The organism is Polynucleobacter kasalickyi (genome assembly GCF_900176405.1).
Classification (GTDB): domain Bacteria; phylum Pseudomonadota; class Gammaproteobacteria; order Burkholderiales; family Burkholderiaceae; genus Polynucleobacter; species Polynucleobacter kasalickyi.
On record NZ_FWXJ01000009.1, the window covers coordinates 116,338 to 131,151 of the forward strand.

Genomic DNA, 14,814 nt, shown 5'->3' on the forward strand with positions numbered 1-14,814 from the left:
TTATAGGAAGTTATGCTGAATCATAGTCATTCTCACGATCACAAGTCGCCTCATAGTGGGTCAAAGGCTGGTTCAGCAACCCGTTCAGCAAGTTTACATGCGCATAAAGCGGGGGATGCCAAGCATTCCCACGCCAAAGAAGTTTCTAGTCAAAAAGTGTTGATGGTCGCTCTGATCATTACCTTGGGCTTTGCTGCCGTAGAAGTTTTTGCCGGCTTTTTTGCCAATTCACTCGCTTTAATCTCTGATGCGGGTCACATGGTCACTGATGCGGCCGGACTCTTTTTGGCCGTGATTGCGCAGGTTGTCTCCAAACGTCCACCAAGTGCTAAGAATTCTTTTGGTTTTGGCCGGGCCGAGGCACTCGCTGCGTTTGTGAATGGCTTGGCGATGTTGTTGTTAGTGGTTTGGATTTCGGTTGAGGCGATTTCGCGTTTTATTACGCCGCATATTGTCGGTGGCCAAACCGTGACCTTGGTCGCTGTGCTGGGTTTACTGGTGAATGTTTTCGTCGCCTGGATGCTTTCTCGTAATAACCATAGTATGAATACCAGAGCGGCTCTCGTGCACGTGATGGGTGACTTGCTTGGCTCAGTGGCTGCTTTAATTGCCGGTATCGTCATTCAATATACCGGTTGGATGCAAATTGACCCCATCCTGTCTTTGGTGGTGTGTTTACTGCTGATTAAATCGACCGTATCTATTTTGGGTGAATCCTATCATTTCTTAATGAAGGGTGTACCAAAGCATATTGATTTTCTGAAAGTTGGGGATGATTTAGTCAACGTTGCCGGCGTGAATGCGATTCATGATTTACATATTTGGGAAATGACGCCAGGTTATCCGGCCTTGATTGGTCATGTCGAAATTGATCATATTGCCGATTGGCCAAAAATCATGGACGATATTCGCGCCATGTTACTTGAGGTGCATGGTCTTGATCATGTGACACTCCAACCGGAAGTCCATCCGGCGGATCAAACGCCTGAGCCTGCTCATTTAGCGCTGTAACTTGTAACTGCGCGCAGGACTATAAGGCCGCACTAGCACCAAGACAAAACTATTTAGCGGTCTGTTGCCAGATGTTACTCCAAGGCGGCTAGAGCGCTTTGGCGGTGCATGAACTCCTCTCGAGGGTGCCTATTCTGGGTGATTTGTTGAAAGTGTCACAAAAATTAGGCGTTTAATCCAGCCATTTTTATCTTCAGAGAGTAAAGTATTTACTATTCAAGTAAATCTATTTTAAAAACGAATTTCAACTGAGTACTGAGCACGAGGAAATGATGGCTACATCACTTTGGAAAAAAATTGCTGCAATCTTTACTGACGCATCCTCAGCACAGGCGTCTGCCTCAAAGCCAGGTGCAGTGGATGGGGCTCCTCAGCAAAATCAGGCTGGAGTCGATGGAGTCGATCTAGGGGCGCAGCAGCCAGTTCCCCAGAAGGTGCAATGTATTAGCCCAGCAGGCCTACATCAAATGGCTTATCGAACTTGGGGTGATCCTCAAAACCCGAAGGTCCTGTTATGTGTGCATGGCTTGACCCGGCGTGGCACGGATTTTTATGCACTTGCCCAGGCGATGTCGGATGAGTATTTCGTGGTTTGCCCAGACGTAGTGGGGCGAGGTGACTCAGATTATTTAAGCGATCCAATGTACTACGGGGTGCCGCAATATGTCAGCGATATGGTGACCTTGATTGCCCGCCTTGCACCGAAGCAGTTAGACTTTTTTGGAACCTCTATGGGTGGACTGATCGGGATGGTGCTCGCAGGACTAGAGCATCAACCAATTCGACGCTTACTTTTAAATGATGTCGGTCCTCGGATTGAGTTTGCCTTTTTATCCAGACTGATGACGTATTTGGGCAAGCCCGTCGTGTTTAGCAATCAAGAGGAAGCCTTGCAATATGCCAACACCCTGACACAAACTTTTGGGCGCCACACGCCTGAGCAATTACGCCTGTTAAATTTGCCACAATTAATGCAGCGCAATCAAGAGTGGGTGATGCATTATGACCCTAAAATTTCTGTGCCTTTAATGGCGCAAAATCCGATGACGGCAGCCGCGGGTGAGCTAGCTTTATGGAAGAGCTTTGACAATATAAAGATCAAAACATTGGTTGCAAGAGGGGTGGAATCTGACCTCCTATCCCCAGCTACAGTGGAGGAGATGTGTCGTCGCAATCCGTACGTTTCGGCGGTCGAGATCCCAGAAGCCGGTCATGCGCCTGCATTTATTCTGTCAGAACAAATTGCGGTGGCTAGAAAATTTTTTACGAGCTAATCTTTTTTTTGAGATTCTATGAGATTTGGTTTAAATTCAATCTATGACTGATTTAAATTCTTCAGCAGTAAAAAAATTGTTACCCGTTCAAGTGAAAGAAGATGTAGCTTGGTTCGATGAACCGATTGCGGAGCATCTCTCCGGTATGCTGCTGATTGCCAAAATGTTAGAACTAGATAGTTCTACACTGATTGCCATCGAGCATCTCACCAGTAAAGACACACTGGCTAAACTAACCGAGCGTTTAGGGGAAGAGCCAGCCCGTTTAATTAAAGGTTTTCAGGCGCTCGATTCGACCAGAACGAAGGCCGCGAGTGGTCAAGCTGAGAGTCTACGCAAAATGCTCTTGGCTTTCTCCCAAGATCTACGGGTGGTATTTATTTATCTTGTGGCTAGACTACAAACACTCAGGTGGGTAACGAAAGAGAAGTTGCCGGTGGAGGAAGCTTGGGCACAAGAGTTATTAGAGATTGATGCGACACTCGCTAATCGTTTGGGGATTTGGCAAATCAAGTGGGAGATGGAAGATTTGGCGTTTCGGATGGTGAATCCCGTCGCCTATAAAGAAATCGCTACTCTGCTCGACAGTAAGCGGGTAGTACGGCAACGGTTTGTGGAAGATATCGTCGGTAAGATTCAGAATGAACTGTTCGTCAATAAAATCTCCGCCGAGGTTTACGGCCGACCGAAACATATCTACAGTATTTTTCGGAAGATGCAAGGTAAGCACCTCGATTTTTCGCATTTGTATGATGTGAGTGCCGTGCGTGTGATTGTCGATGATGTCAAAGATTGCTATACGGCCCTGGGGATTTTTCATCACTTGTGGCAACCGCTAAACAAAGAGTTTGACGACTACATTGCTAGACCGAAACCGAACGGTTATCAATCGCTTCATACGGTCGTTAAGGATGTGGACGGGATGCCATTTGAGATTCAGATTCGCACGCAGGCCATGCATCATCAAGCAGAATATGGTGTCGCAGCGCACTGGAAATATAAAGAAGGTGGTTCGGGACACAGTTCTAAAGGAACCATTAGTGCCGCCGAGGAATATGAGCGCAAAGTGGCTTGGGCCAGGCAATTAATCGCCTGGAAAGAAGATGCCTGGGATCAGTTAAAGGGACAGGCGATTGATGATCAAGTTTATGCCTTAACGCCTTTAGGACGGGTAATTGCGACCGATCCGAATGCTACACCACTCGACTTTGCTTATGCAGTGCATACCAATATCGGTCATCGTTGTCGTGGCGCCAAAGTAGACGGCGTGATGGTGCCACTCGATACGGTGTTGGGCAGTGGGCAAACCGTAGAAATTATTACGGTGAAAGAGGGTGGCCCTTCCCGAGATTGGCTATCACCGGATAAAGGCTATTTAGCCTCGCACCGGGCTCGTTCGAAAGTGAAGGCGTGGTTTAATGCCATCGACGCACAAGCGGAGCGTGATCCGAAGCTCCTGGCGAAGGAAGCTAAAGAGGCAAATGAACCAGTCCTTGAGCCAACGCCCATTGTCGATTTAATGATTAAGCCGAGCCGTAAAAAAAAGGATGCTGGCGATATCTTAATCGTTGGGGTTGATTCCTTACTGACGCAGCTCTCCAAGTGTTGCCGACCAGTGCCTCCTGATGAGATTAATGGTTTTATTACCAGAGGGCGGGGGATTTCGATTCATCGCAGTGACTGTCAAACGCTCAAGCAATTAATGCTGCGTGCACCGGAGCGGATTATTAAATCGGCATGGTCAGAAAATACTTCATCGAACTCGATTTTTTCAGCAGAAATCGCCTTGATGGCAGTGGATCGTCATGGCTTGCTACGGGATATTTCCGAGGTGTTTTCTAAGCTCAGAATCAATGTGGTAGGGGTGAATACACTCAGTGGCAAAGGGATGGCTAGTATGCAGTTTTCGATTGAAATTCATAGTCTAGATGAGATCACTCAGGCCATGAAACAACTCACAAATGTAAAAGGCGTGACATCTGCTCATCGAAGGTGATATAATTTCGTCTTTAGGCTCGTAGCTCAGTTGGTTAGAGCACTACCTTGACATGGTAGGGGTCGCTGATTCGAATTCAGTCGAGCCTACCAATTATTTAAGCAATATCTAAAAGCGAAAAGATGAACAGTCTTTTCGCTTTTTTAATTTTTGTTCTCAAGATTATTCCGAGATTCCGATTTAAGGTTTAGTCCATGTTCAGCTTTGTGCAGAAGCGAATTAAGTCCTCATGAAATATCAATGCAATCAAAACTCCCGAATTTCAAACAAAGTTATTAAAACCCCTACTTGTAATGGGTAATGTTGCTATAGTTGTTTTTAGCCATTACATTTACAGAGATGACTCTGAACTTTAAAGACCCTACTTCGATTTTTTCCAAGGAGCCAATTAACTCTCTAGATGAGATGGCTGGTTATGAGGCGTTGTGGACTGATTCCAAGACATCTTTTAAAAGTTTGGCGGAGAAATTTAGAAAAAATCCTCACTCAGTGCCCTCGGATTTTTATAGTAAGTCTGATTTGAAAAAAATTTCAGAAGAGGTTTTGGAGAAGTTTCAAAATGCCAATTTATTGGATTATAAATTTTGTTTATTTCAAACAATTGATTACCCACAAAAGCTGAGAGATGCTGAAAATCCAATTGAATTTTTTTACTATCGTGGTAATTTGGATTTTGCTTTTTCCCCAAAATCAATTGCAGTAGTTGGTTCTAGGAATGTCTCTGACGACGGGATTAAAAGAACAAAAAAATTGGTCAAAAGTCTAGTAGAAAATGGTTTTACTATTTATTCTGGTTTGGCTCGAGGTGTAGATACCACTGCACATAAGGTGGCAATTGAGTTCGGTGGTAAGACTGTTGCTGTGATTGGAACACCTATTACTGAAGTGTATCCAAAGGAAAATTCAAAATTACAACAGCAAATTGCGTGTGACCACCTTTTAATTAGTCAGGTTCCAATTCTGAGGTATTCGAGACAATCTATACAAGGAAATCGATTGTTTTTTCCTGAGAGAAACATAACCATGTCCGCATTGACGGATGCAACTGTCATTGTTGAGGCTAGCGAAACTTCTGGCACTTTGATTCAGGCTAGAGCAGCCCTAAAGCAAAATAGGAAGTTATTTATTCTAGACAATTGTTTTAAAAATCCAAATTTAACATGGCCAGCTAAATTTGCTGAACGTGGTGCTATACGAGTTAGAAACTTCGACGATATTATTACGAACCTATAATTTGCGTTTACAGGTAATTAACGAAACTCATCTTTCTCAACATCATTATTTAACAAATGATGATTAATGTTATTTTCTAGGAGAATTTTCACCTGGGTTAGATAATTGGACGAATATTAAACGTTTAATTCATAACCTTAAAAAAAATCCGACTGATATTGGTTTCTACCCATATAAAGAACAAAGCATTTTACAAACCATCTCTTTGTTTGAAAATTTAATTTTTTTATTTTTAAATAGAAAAAATTAAATTTTCACGAAAAGTAAAACTTAATTCATTATTTTGTCTTAAAAATGCCAAATTCACATAAAGTATGCTCAATTACCTCCTAGGCGAAAACCTCTAAAGCCACTTTATTGCCTGCTCGTGTCGCTAGCATTACGAGCATATCTAAGCTGAATTTGTCTCTCTTTCCGCGGATTAGGTCTGATACTCGGGATTGACTGATTTGTAACCTCATAGCAGCTTCAGATTGGGTCCAACCATACTTTGTGATCGAGTCTCTAACTTTTGACATCAAATCAGCGCGCATCTTTAATACAGCAGCCTCTTCTTTTGAGAAGCCAAGATCATCAAAAACATTACCACTTGATTTAATTATTTTGTCTTTCATTTTTTCTCCTTTATCTGTTTGTATCGGCTTTTTGCTTTTTCAATATCAGCTAAGGCTGTTCTTGCCGTTTTCTTTTGAAAGACGTGCAAAACATACACCCCACTAGAAAACTTGGCTACATAAATTACACGCCACTCTCCAAGTATATGAATCCGGATTTCATAAGCACCGGCGCCAATATTAAGCATTGGTTTAAAGTCTGTCGGCATATAACCACATTGAACTAAGTCCAACTCAAAACCAGCTTCACGTCTTGCTTCAATGGGTAAATCCCTCAAATCATCTAAAGCGGTACCAATAAAATACAGATCTTTCCTCATTGGTTAATTATATAAGTATTTATATAAATTGCTAGAGTTTCCAAAAATAGACTTAGAAAATTTGGGTAATTAACCTTTATAAATTTATTATGCTGAGTTTATGTATTCAAATTAGAGTGACTCCCCATCTAACATTCTGTAAATGTTTAATCCGTTATCGTTTTTGTGCAAAATGGATGAATGGAAAACAAAAATTCAATCGGTGGGGTGTGGTTGGCTACCAATTACGGTATCGACCCAGTCATGCCATTCCAAACTCTTAGTCGCATTGGAAGTCGTCGTGCAACACAAGTATTAGATGATATTACTACTGAAATCTACGTTGAAAGTATGCGACCTAGTCCGACTTTGCGTGGACATTTGACGTTTCATCTCAAGCATGAAGTTCTTCATCTTGAGGTCCTATCTCAGTTATTTAGAAAAATTAATCCACAAGAATTGTCTGACTGGGTCAGTGACGAGCCATCCGGTCAGTTCGCTAAGCGAGCCGGTTTTCTTTATGAATTCTTGACCAATAAAACACTTGAAATTAACTCAGAAATTACTGGTGGCTATATTGATGTCATTGATGCGGCCAAACTAGTGGCCGCATCTCCAGAACAGGCTATCCCGAATCGACGCTGGCGGGTGCGCGACAACTTACCTGGAACACCCTATTTTTGCCCTATTATCCGGAAAACGGCAGACTCTATTAAAGCCATGAGTTTAGATGTCTCAAAGCTAATTAGCGATTTGGCACTTGAGTTTGGTGAAGAATTATTAATTCGCTCGGCCGTTTGGATGACGTTGCGTGAAAGTAAATCAAGTTTTGCAATTGAGGGTGAAGCTAATCAATCTGATCGTATTCAGCGATTTGCTGATGTATTATCGAGCCAGACCGGCCAAGGACCGTGGCCATTTAATCATGCCACACTTGCCGAATTGCAAGCTGAAATCCTTGGCAAGGGAACAACTTTGGAACACTTCGGTATTCGTAAGTCCCCTGTGTTTGTTGGGGAAGTTGTAAGGTATCAAGAGATCGTGCACTACATTGCTCCGCCCGCTGAGGATATCCAATTAATGCTCGATGGAGTCCTCACCTTTTTAGAGCGTACCAAAGGACAGTCCTCTGTAATGCGTAGTACAGTAGCAGCATTTGGATTTGTTTACATCCACCCACTAGCAGATGGCAATGGCCGTGTGCATCGGTTCTTGATCAACGATGTTTTGCGTCGCGATCAAGTCGTGAAAGCACCGATGATTTTACCGATATCATCTCTCATAACAAGTGATCGCACTGAGCGATATTCTTATGACAGGGTCCTTGATGTTGTTTCACGACCATTGATGCAGGCATTGGAAGGGTTATATAAATTTTCAACAACTCCTACCACCTATTCGGATGGTATTCGTTCAAATTTTGAATTTCATGGTGATGAAAAAGTAAGGCATACGTGGCGATTTCTGGATGTAACAAAGCATGTTGTGTACTTAGCGCATGTGGTGGAGCGCACAATTTGTGGGGATATGCGAGAAGAGTTCCGTTTCTTACGTAACCATTCGCAAGCAAGATCAGCAATCAAAGAAATTGTCGAAATGCCTGATATGCAAATTGATAGAATTATTCGATCAGTTGAGTCAAATCAGGGGAAACTTTCCAATATGTTGGGTAAAGAAATGCCCATCCTTCAAGAACCTGGGATTTGGGACGAGATTGTGAGGGCCATTGAAAACGCTTTTCAAGATGAATCTGAAATGAATGTTGTAAATAAGTATGTCTGTGGAAATCGAAAGTAGTATTTCAAACTAATTTGATTATTTTAGAAAGTTTTGGACGGTAGATTTCTCGTCAAGTTAATAAATTCCAGTTAAAAAAATAGGTTATTAAAAGTTTGCAATTAATTATGTATTTTTTGTTAATCTATTAACTTGAACTGGTGTGAAATTCGATAAAAAGTTAAGCAATGCAGGATTGCTCTAGAAACACGTCAGGTTTTTTTGATGAATGATCAAAATTTTTTCTAAATTGATAGAAATTAATAAATTATCTAAACTTCTGGTTTGTACGAGGTATATATTTTGGAAGTCTTATGGACAAAGCTCAAATTTTTCATGAATGGTAGAAGTCAAGCCGAGAGATTGCCAAAGAAGTATCACTTTAAAGATTCAGAGGTAACAATTCAATATTTTGTTGGAGGGGTTTTACTACTTCCCCAAAAAAGGTTATTGGATGATATTACAACTGCACTAGATGTTCTTCAGCCTAGCTTTGAAATTGAGCGAGAACAACCAAACGAACAATTAAGGGAAGAGATCAAGCCTTGATACTGCTTGAAATAAAAAATCGGAATCTATCCTCGGTAAAAAATTCTTAGGAATGTTTTTGGCTCCGCTAAAAATTTTGCCATTTGATGAGGAGTGTATTTGGGTATATGGAAGACTTCGGGCTCAATTAGAAAAAAGGGACAAACCATTGGCCCTTTAGACACAATGTTTGCAGCTCATGCCTTAGCATTAAATGTATTACTGGTAACAAATAATCAAAAAGAATTTTCAAGAGTACCATGATTGAAAATTGAAAACTGGATCTAATTTAGATTTTTAACAGATTTGGAAAAATATATACTTCTGGGCTGCTGAAGTGCATTCACCAAGACCTTCTTGGAAATAAATAATGGCAAAAAAATCAAAGGGAAAAATTTTTTAACCAGACTGATTGGGCCTATGAAAAGTCTGTTACTCAGATGTTGCCATTTCAAAGGATGAATAAGTTTAAAAGTTTTTTAAATCATTAACGTAGTAAAGGCGGAGTTATTCCGAATTGCTAAGCCTGACGTATTGTCGAATTAGCTAAACAGGAGAAATAAAATGGAAACATTGCGTTGCCGTATCGGCGATTTGGCGGTAGTAGTGGGATGTCATTTGCCAGAAAATACCGGAAATATTGTGAAGATCATTGGCGTTGAGGGTTATCAAGGCTGGTATGGTATTACCGGTCATACTTTTGTTTGGACCGTGGAAGTAACTAAAGATAGACCTTTAGTCTATGAAAATGCTGATGGTGGTTTGTACACATTAATGGAAGGCCCTGTACCGGATCAGTTACTAATACCGATTAGTTCAGATTTGGATTCTAATGATCTTGCTGAATATATCGTCTTGGAAGCTATTAAGGAATGTGAAAGACTAGAAGAACTGGAGAGATGTAAAGAACTTGAAAGTACTTCGCTTATGTCGTCTGATCCCCATGAATCCTATAGTCCCATCGATAATTGCATCAAGAAGTATCCGGGACTTACTGAAGAAAAAGTGATTGCTTGGGCGGAGGCATTTGGGTTTTAATTTTGCTGTGAGGCTCACACAATGAGCCTCACAATCGCCAAACTAACATCTTCCCCTCTAATAAAAATCCCTATGCACCTTGCAGTTATTTTTCTGAGTTTTATTCTGCCGCTACAAGTGCAGAGCGTCGTTCATGAAAATCAGTTGGCACCTCCTTATTGGGCGGTCAACACGATCATTGATGCTTCGATTATTCTGGGTTTGAAAAGCATACGCAGTAAATACCCAAGGTTTAATTACAACCCAGAGTTGTACTTGCGCGACCCTGATGAATATGATTGGCCGAAGAGTCGTCGCAGACAGTTAATTGAAAACTATGTTCACAATCACTTTACCTATTCAGCGAAGTAGTATGTTCGATCCAAGTTTATTTCATATTTCTCTAGCAGCTAATCGATTGCGACAGATTCTGGTTTTTAGGTCATGCAATTATGGCCAATTTTTTTAAAGAGATCTCATGAAAATATTTTTTCAGTTTACCGGTGGTCTTATTGTTGCGACTGTTGTCATACTTGGTGGATTGGTAGTCATCTCACCAGGAATACAAGCAAAGAGTGAGTCAAATTCACCGGCCAGTGTCGAGCGCCTTCTCATTAAAACGCATGTCAATGCGGATGGCAGCGATGTAGAGATCCGTGAAACCACCAAACTCATTCGTGCTCAGATTGCAATCGATAGCTATTCCCAAGCGGATATTTCATTTAATAGTACCTTTGAAACAGTGGAGGTATTAGATGCGTATACGACGACCAATACGGGGCAGAAAATTCCCGTAGCCAAGAATGCGATTCGCGAAGTGGATGATGATATCTCTAGTGGTGCTCAAACGTTTTCCGATCAAAAGCATCGCATTATCATTTTCCCAAATGTTACTCCAGGCGCCAGAGTCACTTACAAAGTAAAAGTGACTTCCAATAGGCCCTTGTTTCCGAAAAACTATGAGAAGGGCTTATATTTTTCGCCTGGTTTGGAAGTGCAACAATTTGAATGGCACTTTTCACATGATCGCCGAATACCAATTAAAGTGGACGTCAAGAGAATTCCTGGGGGGCGACAAGCAGACGGACCCAATGGCGAAAAGCGATACATGTTTCATTATCAACAATTGAAAACGCTCTCCAAAGTCAATGGTGAGGTGGATTATGCCGATCATAGTCCGCACATTATTTTTTCCAGTTTTAAATCGCCGATTGATATCGGTAAATCCTATGAGAACTCGATTCAATCGAAGCTAGTAGTCACCAAAAAGGTGTCGGATCTTGCTAATAAAATCACGAAAGGGATTGATGATCCCCAGACACAAGCAATCGCTCTGTATCAGTGGGTTTCTCTAAATATTCGTTATGTCGCGATCTATTTAGGTGATGGCGGGATTGTGCCCAATGATGCCGATAGCATCATTGATCATCGTTATGGGGATTGTAAGGATCATGATTTACTCTTAAGAGCTTTACTCTTAGCGAAAGGAATCTCTGCCAGTTCGGCCTTAATTAATTCAGAGTCTGCTTATCGGGTAGGTAAGCTGGGCACAATTGATCCCTTTAATCATGTCATCACCTATTTGCCACAATGGGATCACTATGTTGACTCTACTCTCGAAATAGCACCTTACGGCTTGCTAGCAGCTTCGGAAATGGATAAACCAGTGGTTTTAACAGCCTTAGGCAAAATGGGTAGAACCTTAAAAGAATCTGACCGAAATACCGGGTTCGTCTCAAAGGCTCGTTTTGAGGTAGATGAGCGGGGCGGTATTTATGGACATGCTATTACTACATATGAAGGCTCTGAAGAAGTTGAAGCGCGATTAAATTTCGCTACCTTTAATCATAGTCAAGACAATCGAGTCGAGAAGAAATATCTGTCTTCGTATCGACAAACAGGGAATGGTACCTTTCGACCTTCTAATAGTCGTGACCTGAATACTCCCTTTCGTTTAACGTCTAAATTTTATTTGGATCCGATTGTTAATCTGCCAGGTCCGGGCGCTATGACCGTGCCCATTGGCTTGTCATCGGGATTTCTAGCGGATATTCCTTTTAACGAACTCCCTGATGTTTATCATTTTCCTTATCGATGTTTTTCTGGAACCTTCGTCGAATTAAGTGAGATTCATTTCCCGAAAACGATCAAAGTCATCAAGTTACCCCCTAAAACAGATTACGCTGAAGATGGGGCGCTTTATGTTTCAACTTATACTTTACAAGACAATGTCGTCTCTGTATCTCGAATTTTAAAATTGAATCAGAAGAGTGCTGTTTGTCCTGCTGGCCCTAACAACCGCGCAAAGAGAATAACTCAGCTAATCCGTAAAGATATGCTGGCCCAAATTATGTATGAGTGAAACTGAAATCAATCATTAAAATTCAATTTTTTTAAGATTTTTTTATAAACTGTCGTATCAACATAACGAAGAGTATCCGAAGTAGATTATGATTGTATATCGCTAAATAATCATAAAAAGGAGATCAGTATGGATAACCAAGATAATTTTTCACGTCGCAATGCCATTAAACTTGGACTTGGAACAGCTGCTGCGACCATGGTCTCTAGCAGTGTGTCAGCAGCAAATTCTACCGACCCAAAATCCATTTTTAATGTTCCCCAAGTATTTATTCCGATTGCGGATCAAAAAGAACAATTTCCCGTTCGCAGAATTTACTGCATCGGCAGAAATTATGCGGCACATGCGATAGAAATGGGCTCTGATCCAACCCGTGAACCACCATTTTTCTTTCAAAAGCCAACAGATGCTATTCAGTATGTTGCACCTAATACAGTTGCCGATCATATCTATCCAACGCTTACCAAAAATTATCACTACGAAGTTGAATTAGTTGCAGCAATTCATATTGGTGGTAAAGATATTAAACTCGAAAACGCTCTTAATCATGTTTGGGGTTATGCACTTGGATTAGATATGACGAGAAGAGATTTACAACGTGCCATGGGCGAGCAAAAAAAGCCTTGGGAAATTGGAAAATCCTTCGATCATTCAGCACCGATTGGACCATTATTTCCAGTATCGAAAGTAGGGCATTTTAAAGAAGGCAATATTCAGTTGTCCGTCAATGGCGTTGTTAAGCAAAAAGCTGATTTAAAGCAAATGATTTGGAGTGTAGCAGAACAGATTGTCAAACTTTCAGAAGCCAATGAATTATTCCCTGGCGATATTATTTATTCAGGAACTCCAGAAAATGTGGGACCTGTCGTTCGAGGTGATTTGATTCGTTGTGAGATCCAGAAATTGCCAGACCTTGTCATGAAGATTGTTTAATCTTCCTTCTTCATGATGTATGACCGCTCTTGAGTTGGATGAATGAGAAGTAAAGTATCGCTTCATCATTTTTCCGAATGTTACCTCAGGAGCGAGAGTTTCTTAGATCGTAAAAAGAAGTACCCATATCCCCTTTTTTGCAAAAGACGATCAGAAACGATGGTGATTCTCCTATAGTTTAGAGATGCGACCATGCGAATGGTATTTTTCTCATCATCTCCGTTTGAAGATTAAAGTCGACGCTAGAAGAATATTATGAGGTCGACAAGCGGATGGACTCATTCGAGAAAAGCAATATAAATTTCATTTTCAATAGATAGAAACGATGCCCAAAATAAGCGGTGGGATTGTTGATGCTGATCATAGCCCGCATATCATTTTTTCACCCTTTAAAACGAAAGCTAGATTCTAAAAGAGGAGTTTTATTTTTCGCTGTCAAGCCTTCTAGTGTTGAGGGAGATGAAGGCTTGAATCACCCAAAAATCCAAGGCAAAAGTATGTTCTTTGATGTGGAAAATAAAAGTCGATGTTTAAGTCGTTGATTTATTTATATTAAATATTAAAAACGACCAAAACATATCACTATATTAAAAAGTCGCGACTTTTTAATATAGTGATATATAGTAGTCGGATGAAGAGATATGTCGAACATGCTGTTTACAAAGATATTAAGAAAAAACTTGTCATTCTGACCGGTCCTAGACAGGTGGGAAAGACTTTTATGAGTCGACAATTAATGTCTTATTTCCAGAATCCAATTTATCTCAATTGGGATATTCCAGAGCATCGACTGCGACTTCAAAAGCAAGACTGGTACGATTTACATGATTTAGTGGTGATGGATGAAATCCTTAAAATGCCTCATTGGAAACAGTGGCTAAAAGGTGTGACCGATGCTAAAGCACCAGGAACCTCTTTATTGGTGACTGGTAGTGCACGAATGGAGACTTTTCGGCAAGCAGGAGAGTCCTTGGCGGTAAGATATTATCCCTATAAAATGCATCCCATCTCTGTCAAAGAGCTTTGTACAAATACGAATAAAAGTCCGACTGAAGCACTCGATCATCTACTTGCGCGAGGAGGATTTCCTGAGCCCTGTTTGGATGAGGACATCCTAGAAGTGAACAAGTGGCGATTAGAATATTCAAAAGATCTTTTACGAGAAGATATCTTGGAGTTTTCAAGATTACAAGAACTGAATACGATGAAGATCTTTATCGAAATTCTTCGAGACCGAGTTGGCTCTCTGTTATCGTTAGCCTCCATTGCGCGTGACATTGGTTGTTCACCGATCACACTGACTAAGTATTTAGATATTCTCAAAGCACTCTTTGTCGTTTTCACGGTTCATCCATGGACTGATAATGTTGGACGATCTTTATTAAAAACACCTAAGGTATATTTTTACGATCAAGGCTTAGTCAAAGGAAATGAGGGAGCTCGTTTAGAAAATGCCGTAGCTTATATGCTACTTAAGCATGCCGACTATATTCGGGATACACAGGGTATCGAAACAGGCTTACATTATTTGCGAACAAAAGATGGTGCAGAAATCGATTTTGTGATTTCTAAAAATCACCAACTAACCGATTTAATAGAAGTGAAATGTAGTGACAATAAACCACATTCCACTTTGATTCATTTTGCTGAAAAATTTCCACAGGCTAATGCAGTGCAACTCGTCTATAACTTGAGATATCCGAACCGAACACGGGGAATACTGATCGAAGATATGGCGAAGTATTTATCCGAATTAGAAGCTTAGCATTCC

The 14,814-nt window shown here is 41.0% G+C and carries 13 protein-coding genes and 1 tRNA gene; 12 read left to right on the forward strand and 2 right to left on the reverse strand.

Going from position 1 to position 14,814, the window contains the following annotated elements; genetic code table 11:
- Positions 1-12 precede the first annotated feature (12 nt).
- From B8983_RS09340 to B8983_RS09360, 5 genes are all read left to right on the forward strand, one after another.
- The gene (locus B8983_RS09340) at positions 13-1,011 is read left to right on the forward strand and encodes a cation diffusion facilitator family transporter (RefSeq protein ID WP_084283883.1); all 999 of its coding nucleotides are present in this window, start codon (positions 13-15) and stop codon (positions 1,009-1,011) included.
- Positions 1,012-1,280: 269 nt separating this feature from the next.
- The gene (locus B8983_RS09345) at positions 1,281-2,285 is read left to right on the forward strand and encodes an alpha/beta fold hydrolase (protein ID WP_500796504.1); all 1,005 of its coding nucleotides are present in this window, start codon (positions 1,281-1,283) and stop codon (positions 2,283-2,285) included.
- Positions 2,286-2,328: 43 nt separating this feature from the next.
- Positions 2,329-4,281, forward strand: a complete 1,953-nt coding sequence (locus B8983_RS09350; protein WP_084283884.1) for a RelA/SpoT family protein — start codon at positions 2,329-2,331, stop codon at positions 4,279-4,281.
- A gap of 15 nt (positions 4,282-4,296) precedes the next feature.
- Positions 4,297-4,373, forward strand: a tRNA-Val gene (locus B8983_RS09355).
- 427 nt (positions 4,374-4,800) lie between these two features.
- Positions 4,801-5,514: a DNA-processing protein DprA gene (locus B8983_RS09360; RefSeq protein WP_234986989.1), complete on the forward strand. Its 714-nt coding sequence runs from the start codon at positions 4,801-4,803 to the stop codon at positions 5,512-5,514.
- Between the two features lie 329 nt (positions 5,515-5,843).
- Here B8983_RS09360 and B8983_RS09365 read toward each other — a convergent pair whose 3' ends face one another.
- On the reverse strand, positions 5,844-6,128 hold the full coding sequence (locus tag B8983_RS09365) for a helix-turn-helix domain-containing protein (protein WP_084283885.1): 285 nt from the start codon (positions 6,126-6,128) through the stop codon (positions 5,844-5,846).
- The gene (locus B8983_RS09370) at positions 6,125-6,448 is read right to left on the reverse strand and encodes a type II toxin-antitoxin system RelE/ParE family toxin (protein WP_084283886.1); all 324 of its coding nucleotides are present in this window, start codon (positions 6,446-6,448) and stop codon (positions 6,125-6,127) included. Before B8983_RS09370 ends, B8983_RS09365 begins: the two co-directional genes overlap by 4 nt.
- Before the next feature lie 180 nt (positions 6,449-6,628).
- Between B8983_RS09370 and B8983_RS09375 the strand changes: the two genes are divergently transcribed.
- The 7 genes from B8983_RS09375 (at position 6,629) to B8983_RS09415 (ending at position 14,808) form a co-directional block, all read left to right on the forward strand.
- A complete protein-coding gene (locus B8983_RS09375) occupies positions 6,629-8,224 on the forward strand; it encodes a Fic family protein (RefSeq protein ID WP_084283887.1) in 1,596 nt (531 codons plus the stop codon).
- A 621-nt stretch (positions 8,225-8,845) separates the two neighbouring features.
- Positions 8,846-8,995, forward strand: coding sequence for a PIN domain-containing protein (locus B8983_RS14380; RefSeq protein ID WP_369405853.1), 150 nt, complete (start codon positions 8,846-8,848; stop codon positions 8,993-8,995).
- Between the two features lie 300 nt (positions 8,996-9,295).
- Complete coding sequence (locus B8983_RS09390; RefSeq protein WP_084283889.1) at positions 9,296-9,769, forward strand: hypothetical protein; 474 nt, start codon at positions 9,296-9,298, stop codon at positions 9,767-9,769.
- Positions 9,770-9,841: 72 nt separating this feature from the next.
- Positions 9,842-10,120, forward strand: a complete 279-nt coding sequence (locus B8983_RS09395; protein ID WP_084283890.1) for a hypothetical protein — start codon at positions 9,842-9,844, stop codon at positions 10,118-10,120.
- A gap of 106 nt (positions 10,121-10,226) precedes the next feature.
- On the forward strand, positions 10,227-12,110 hold the full coding sequence (locus B8983_RS09400) for a transglutaminase family protein (RefSeq protein WP_084283891.1): 1,884 nt from the start codon (positions 10,227-10,229) through the stop codon (positions 12,108-12,110).
- A 129-nt stretch (positions 12,111-12,239) separates the two neighbouring features.
- A complete protein-coding gene (locus B8983_RS09405) occupies positions 12,240-13,043 on the forward strand; it encodes a fumarylacetoacetate hydrolase family protein (RefSeq protein WP_084283892.1) in 804 nt (267 codons plus the stop codon).
- Between the two features lie 631 nt (positions 13,044-13,674).
- Positions 13,675-14,808, forward strand: coding sequence for an ATP-binding protein (locus B8983_RS09415; RefSeq protein ID WP_084283894.1), 1,134 nt, complete (start codon positions 13,675-13,677; stop codon positions 14,806-14,808).
- The last annotated feature ends 6 nt before the right edge of the window (positions 14,809-14,814 follow it).

What these genes read in the sequence shown, in the direction of transcription:
- B8983_RS09400 (WP_084283891.1), top strand. Translation starts at nt 10,227, where the DNA reads ATGAAAATATTTTTTCAGTTTACCGGTGGTCTTATTGTTGCGACTGTT.
- B8983_RS09365 (WP_084283885.1), bottom strand. Translation starts at nt 6,128, where the DNA reads ATGAAAGACAAAATAATTAAATCAAGTGGTAATGTTTTTGATGATCTT.
- B8983_RS09340 (WP_084283883.1), top strand. Translation starts at nt 13, where the DNA reads ATGCTGAATCATAGTCATTCTCACGATCACAAGTCGCCTCATAGTGGG.
- B8983_RS09415 (WP_084283894.1), top strand. Translation starts at nt 13,675, where the DNA reads ATGAAGAGATATGTCGAACATGCTGTTTACAAAGATATTAAGAAAAAA.
- B8983_RS09370 (WP_084283886.1), bottom strand. Translation starts at nt 6,448, where the DNA reads ATGAGGAAAGATCTGTATTTTATTGGTACCGCTTTAGATGATTTGAGG.
- B8983_RS09405 (WP_084283892.1), top strand. Translation starts at nt 12,240, where the DNA reads ATGGATAACCAAGATAATTTTTCACGTCGCAATGCCATTAAACTTGGA.
- B8983_RS09395 (WP_084283890.1), top strand. Translation starts at nt 9,842, where the DNA reads ATGCACCTTGCAGTTATTTTTCTGAGTTTTATTCTGCCGCTACAAGTG.
- B8983_RS09375 (WP_084283887.1), top strand. Translation starts at nt 6,629, where the DNA reads ATGGAAAACAAAAATTCAATCGGTGGGGTGTGGTTGGCTACCAATTAC.
- B8983_RS09345 (WP_500796504.1), top strand. Translation starts at nt 1,281, where the DNA reads ATGATGGCTACATCACTTTGGAAAAAAATTGCTGCAATCTTTACTGAC.
- B8983_RS09390 (WP_084283889.1), top strand. Translation starts at nt 9,296, where the DNA reads ATGGAAACATTGCGTTGCCGTATCGGCGATTTGGCGGTAGTAGTGGGA.
- B8983_RS09350 (WP_084283884.1), top strand. Translation starts at nt 2,329, where the DNA reads ATGACTGATTTAAATTCTTCAGCAGTAAAAAAATTGTTACCCGTTCAA.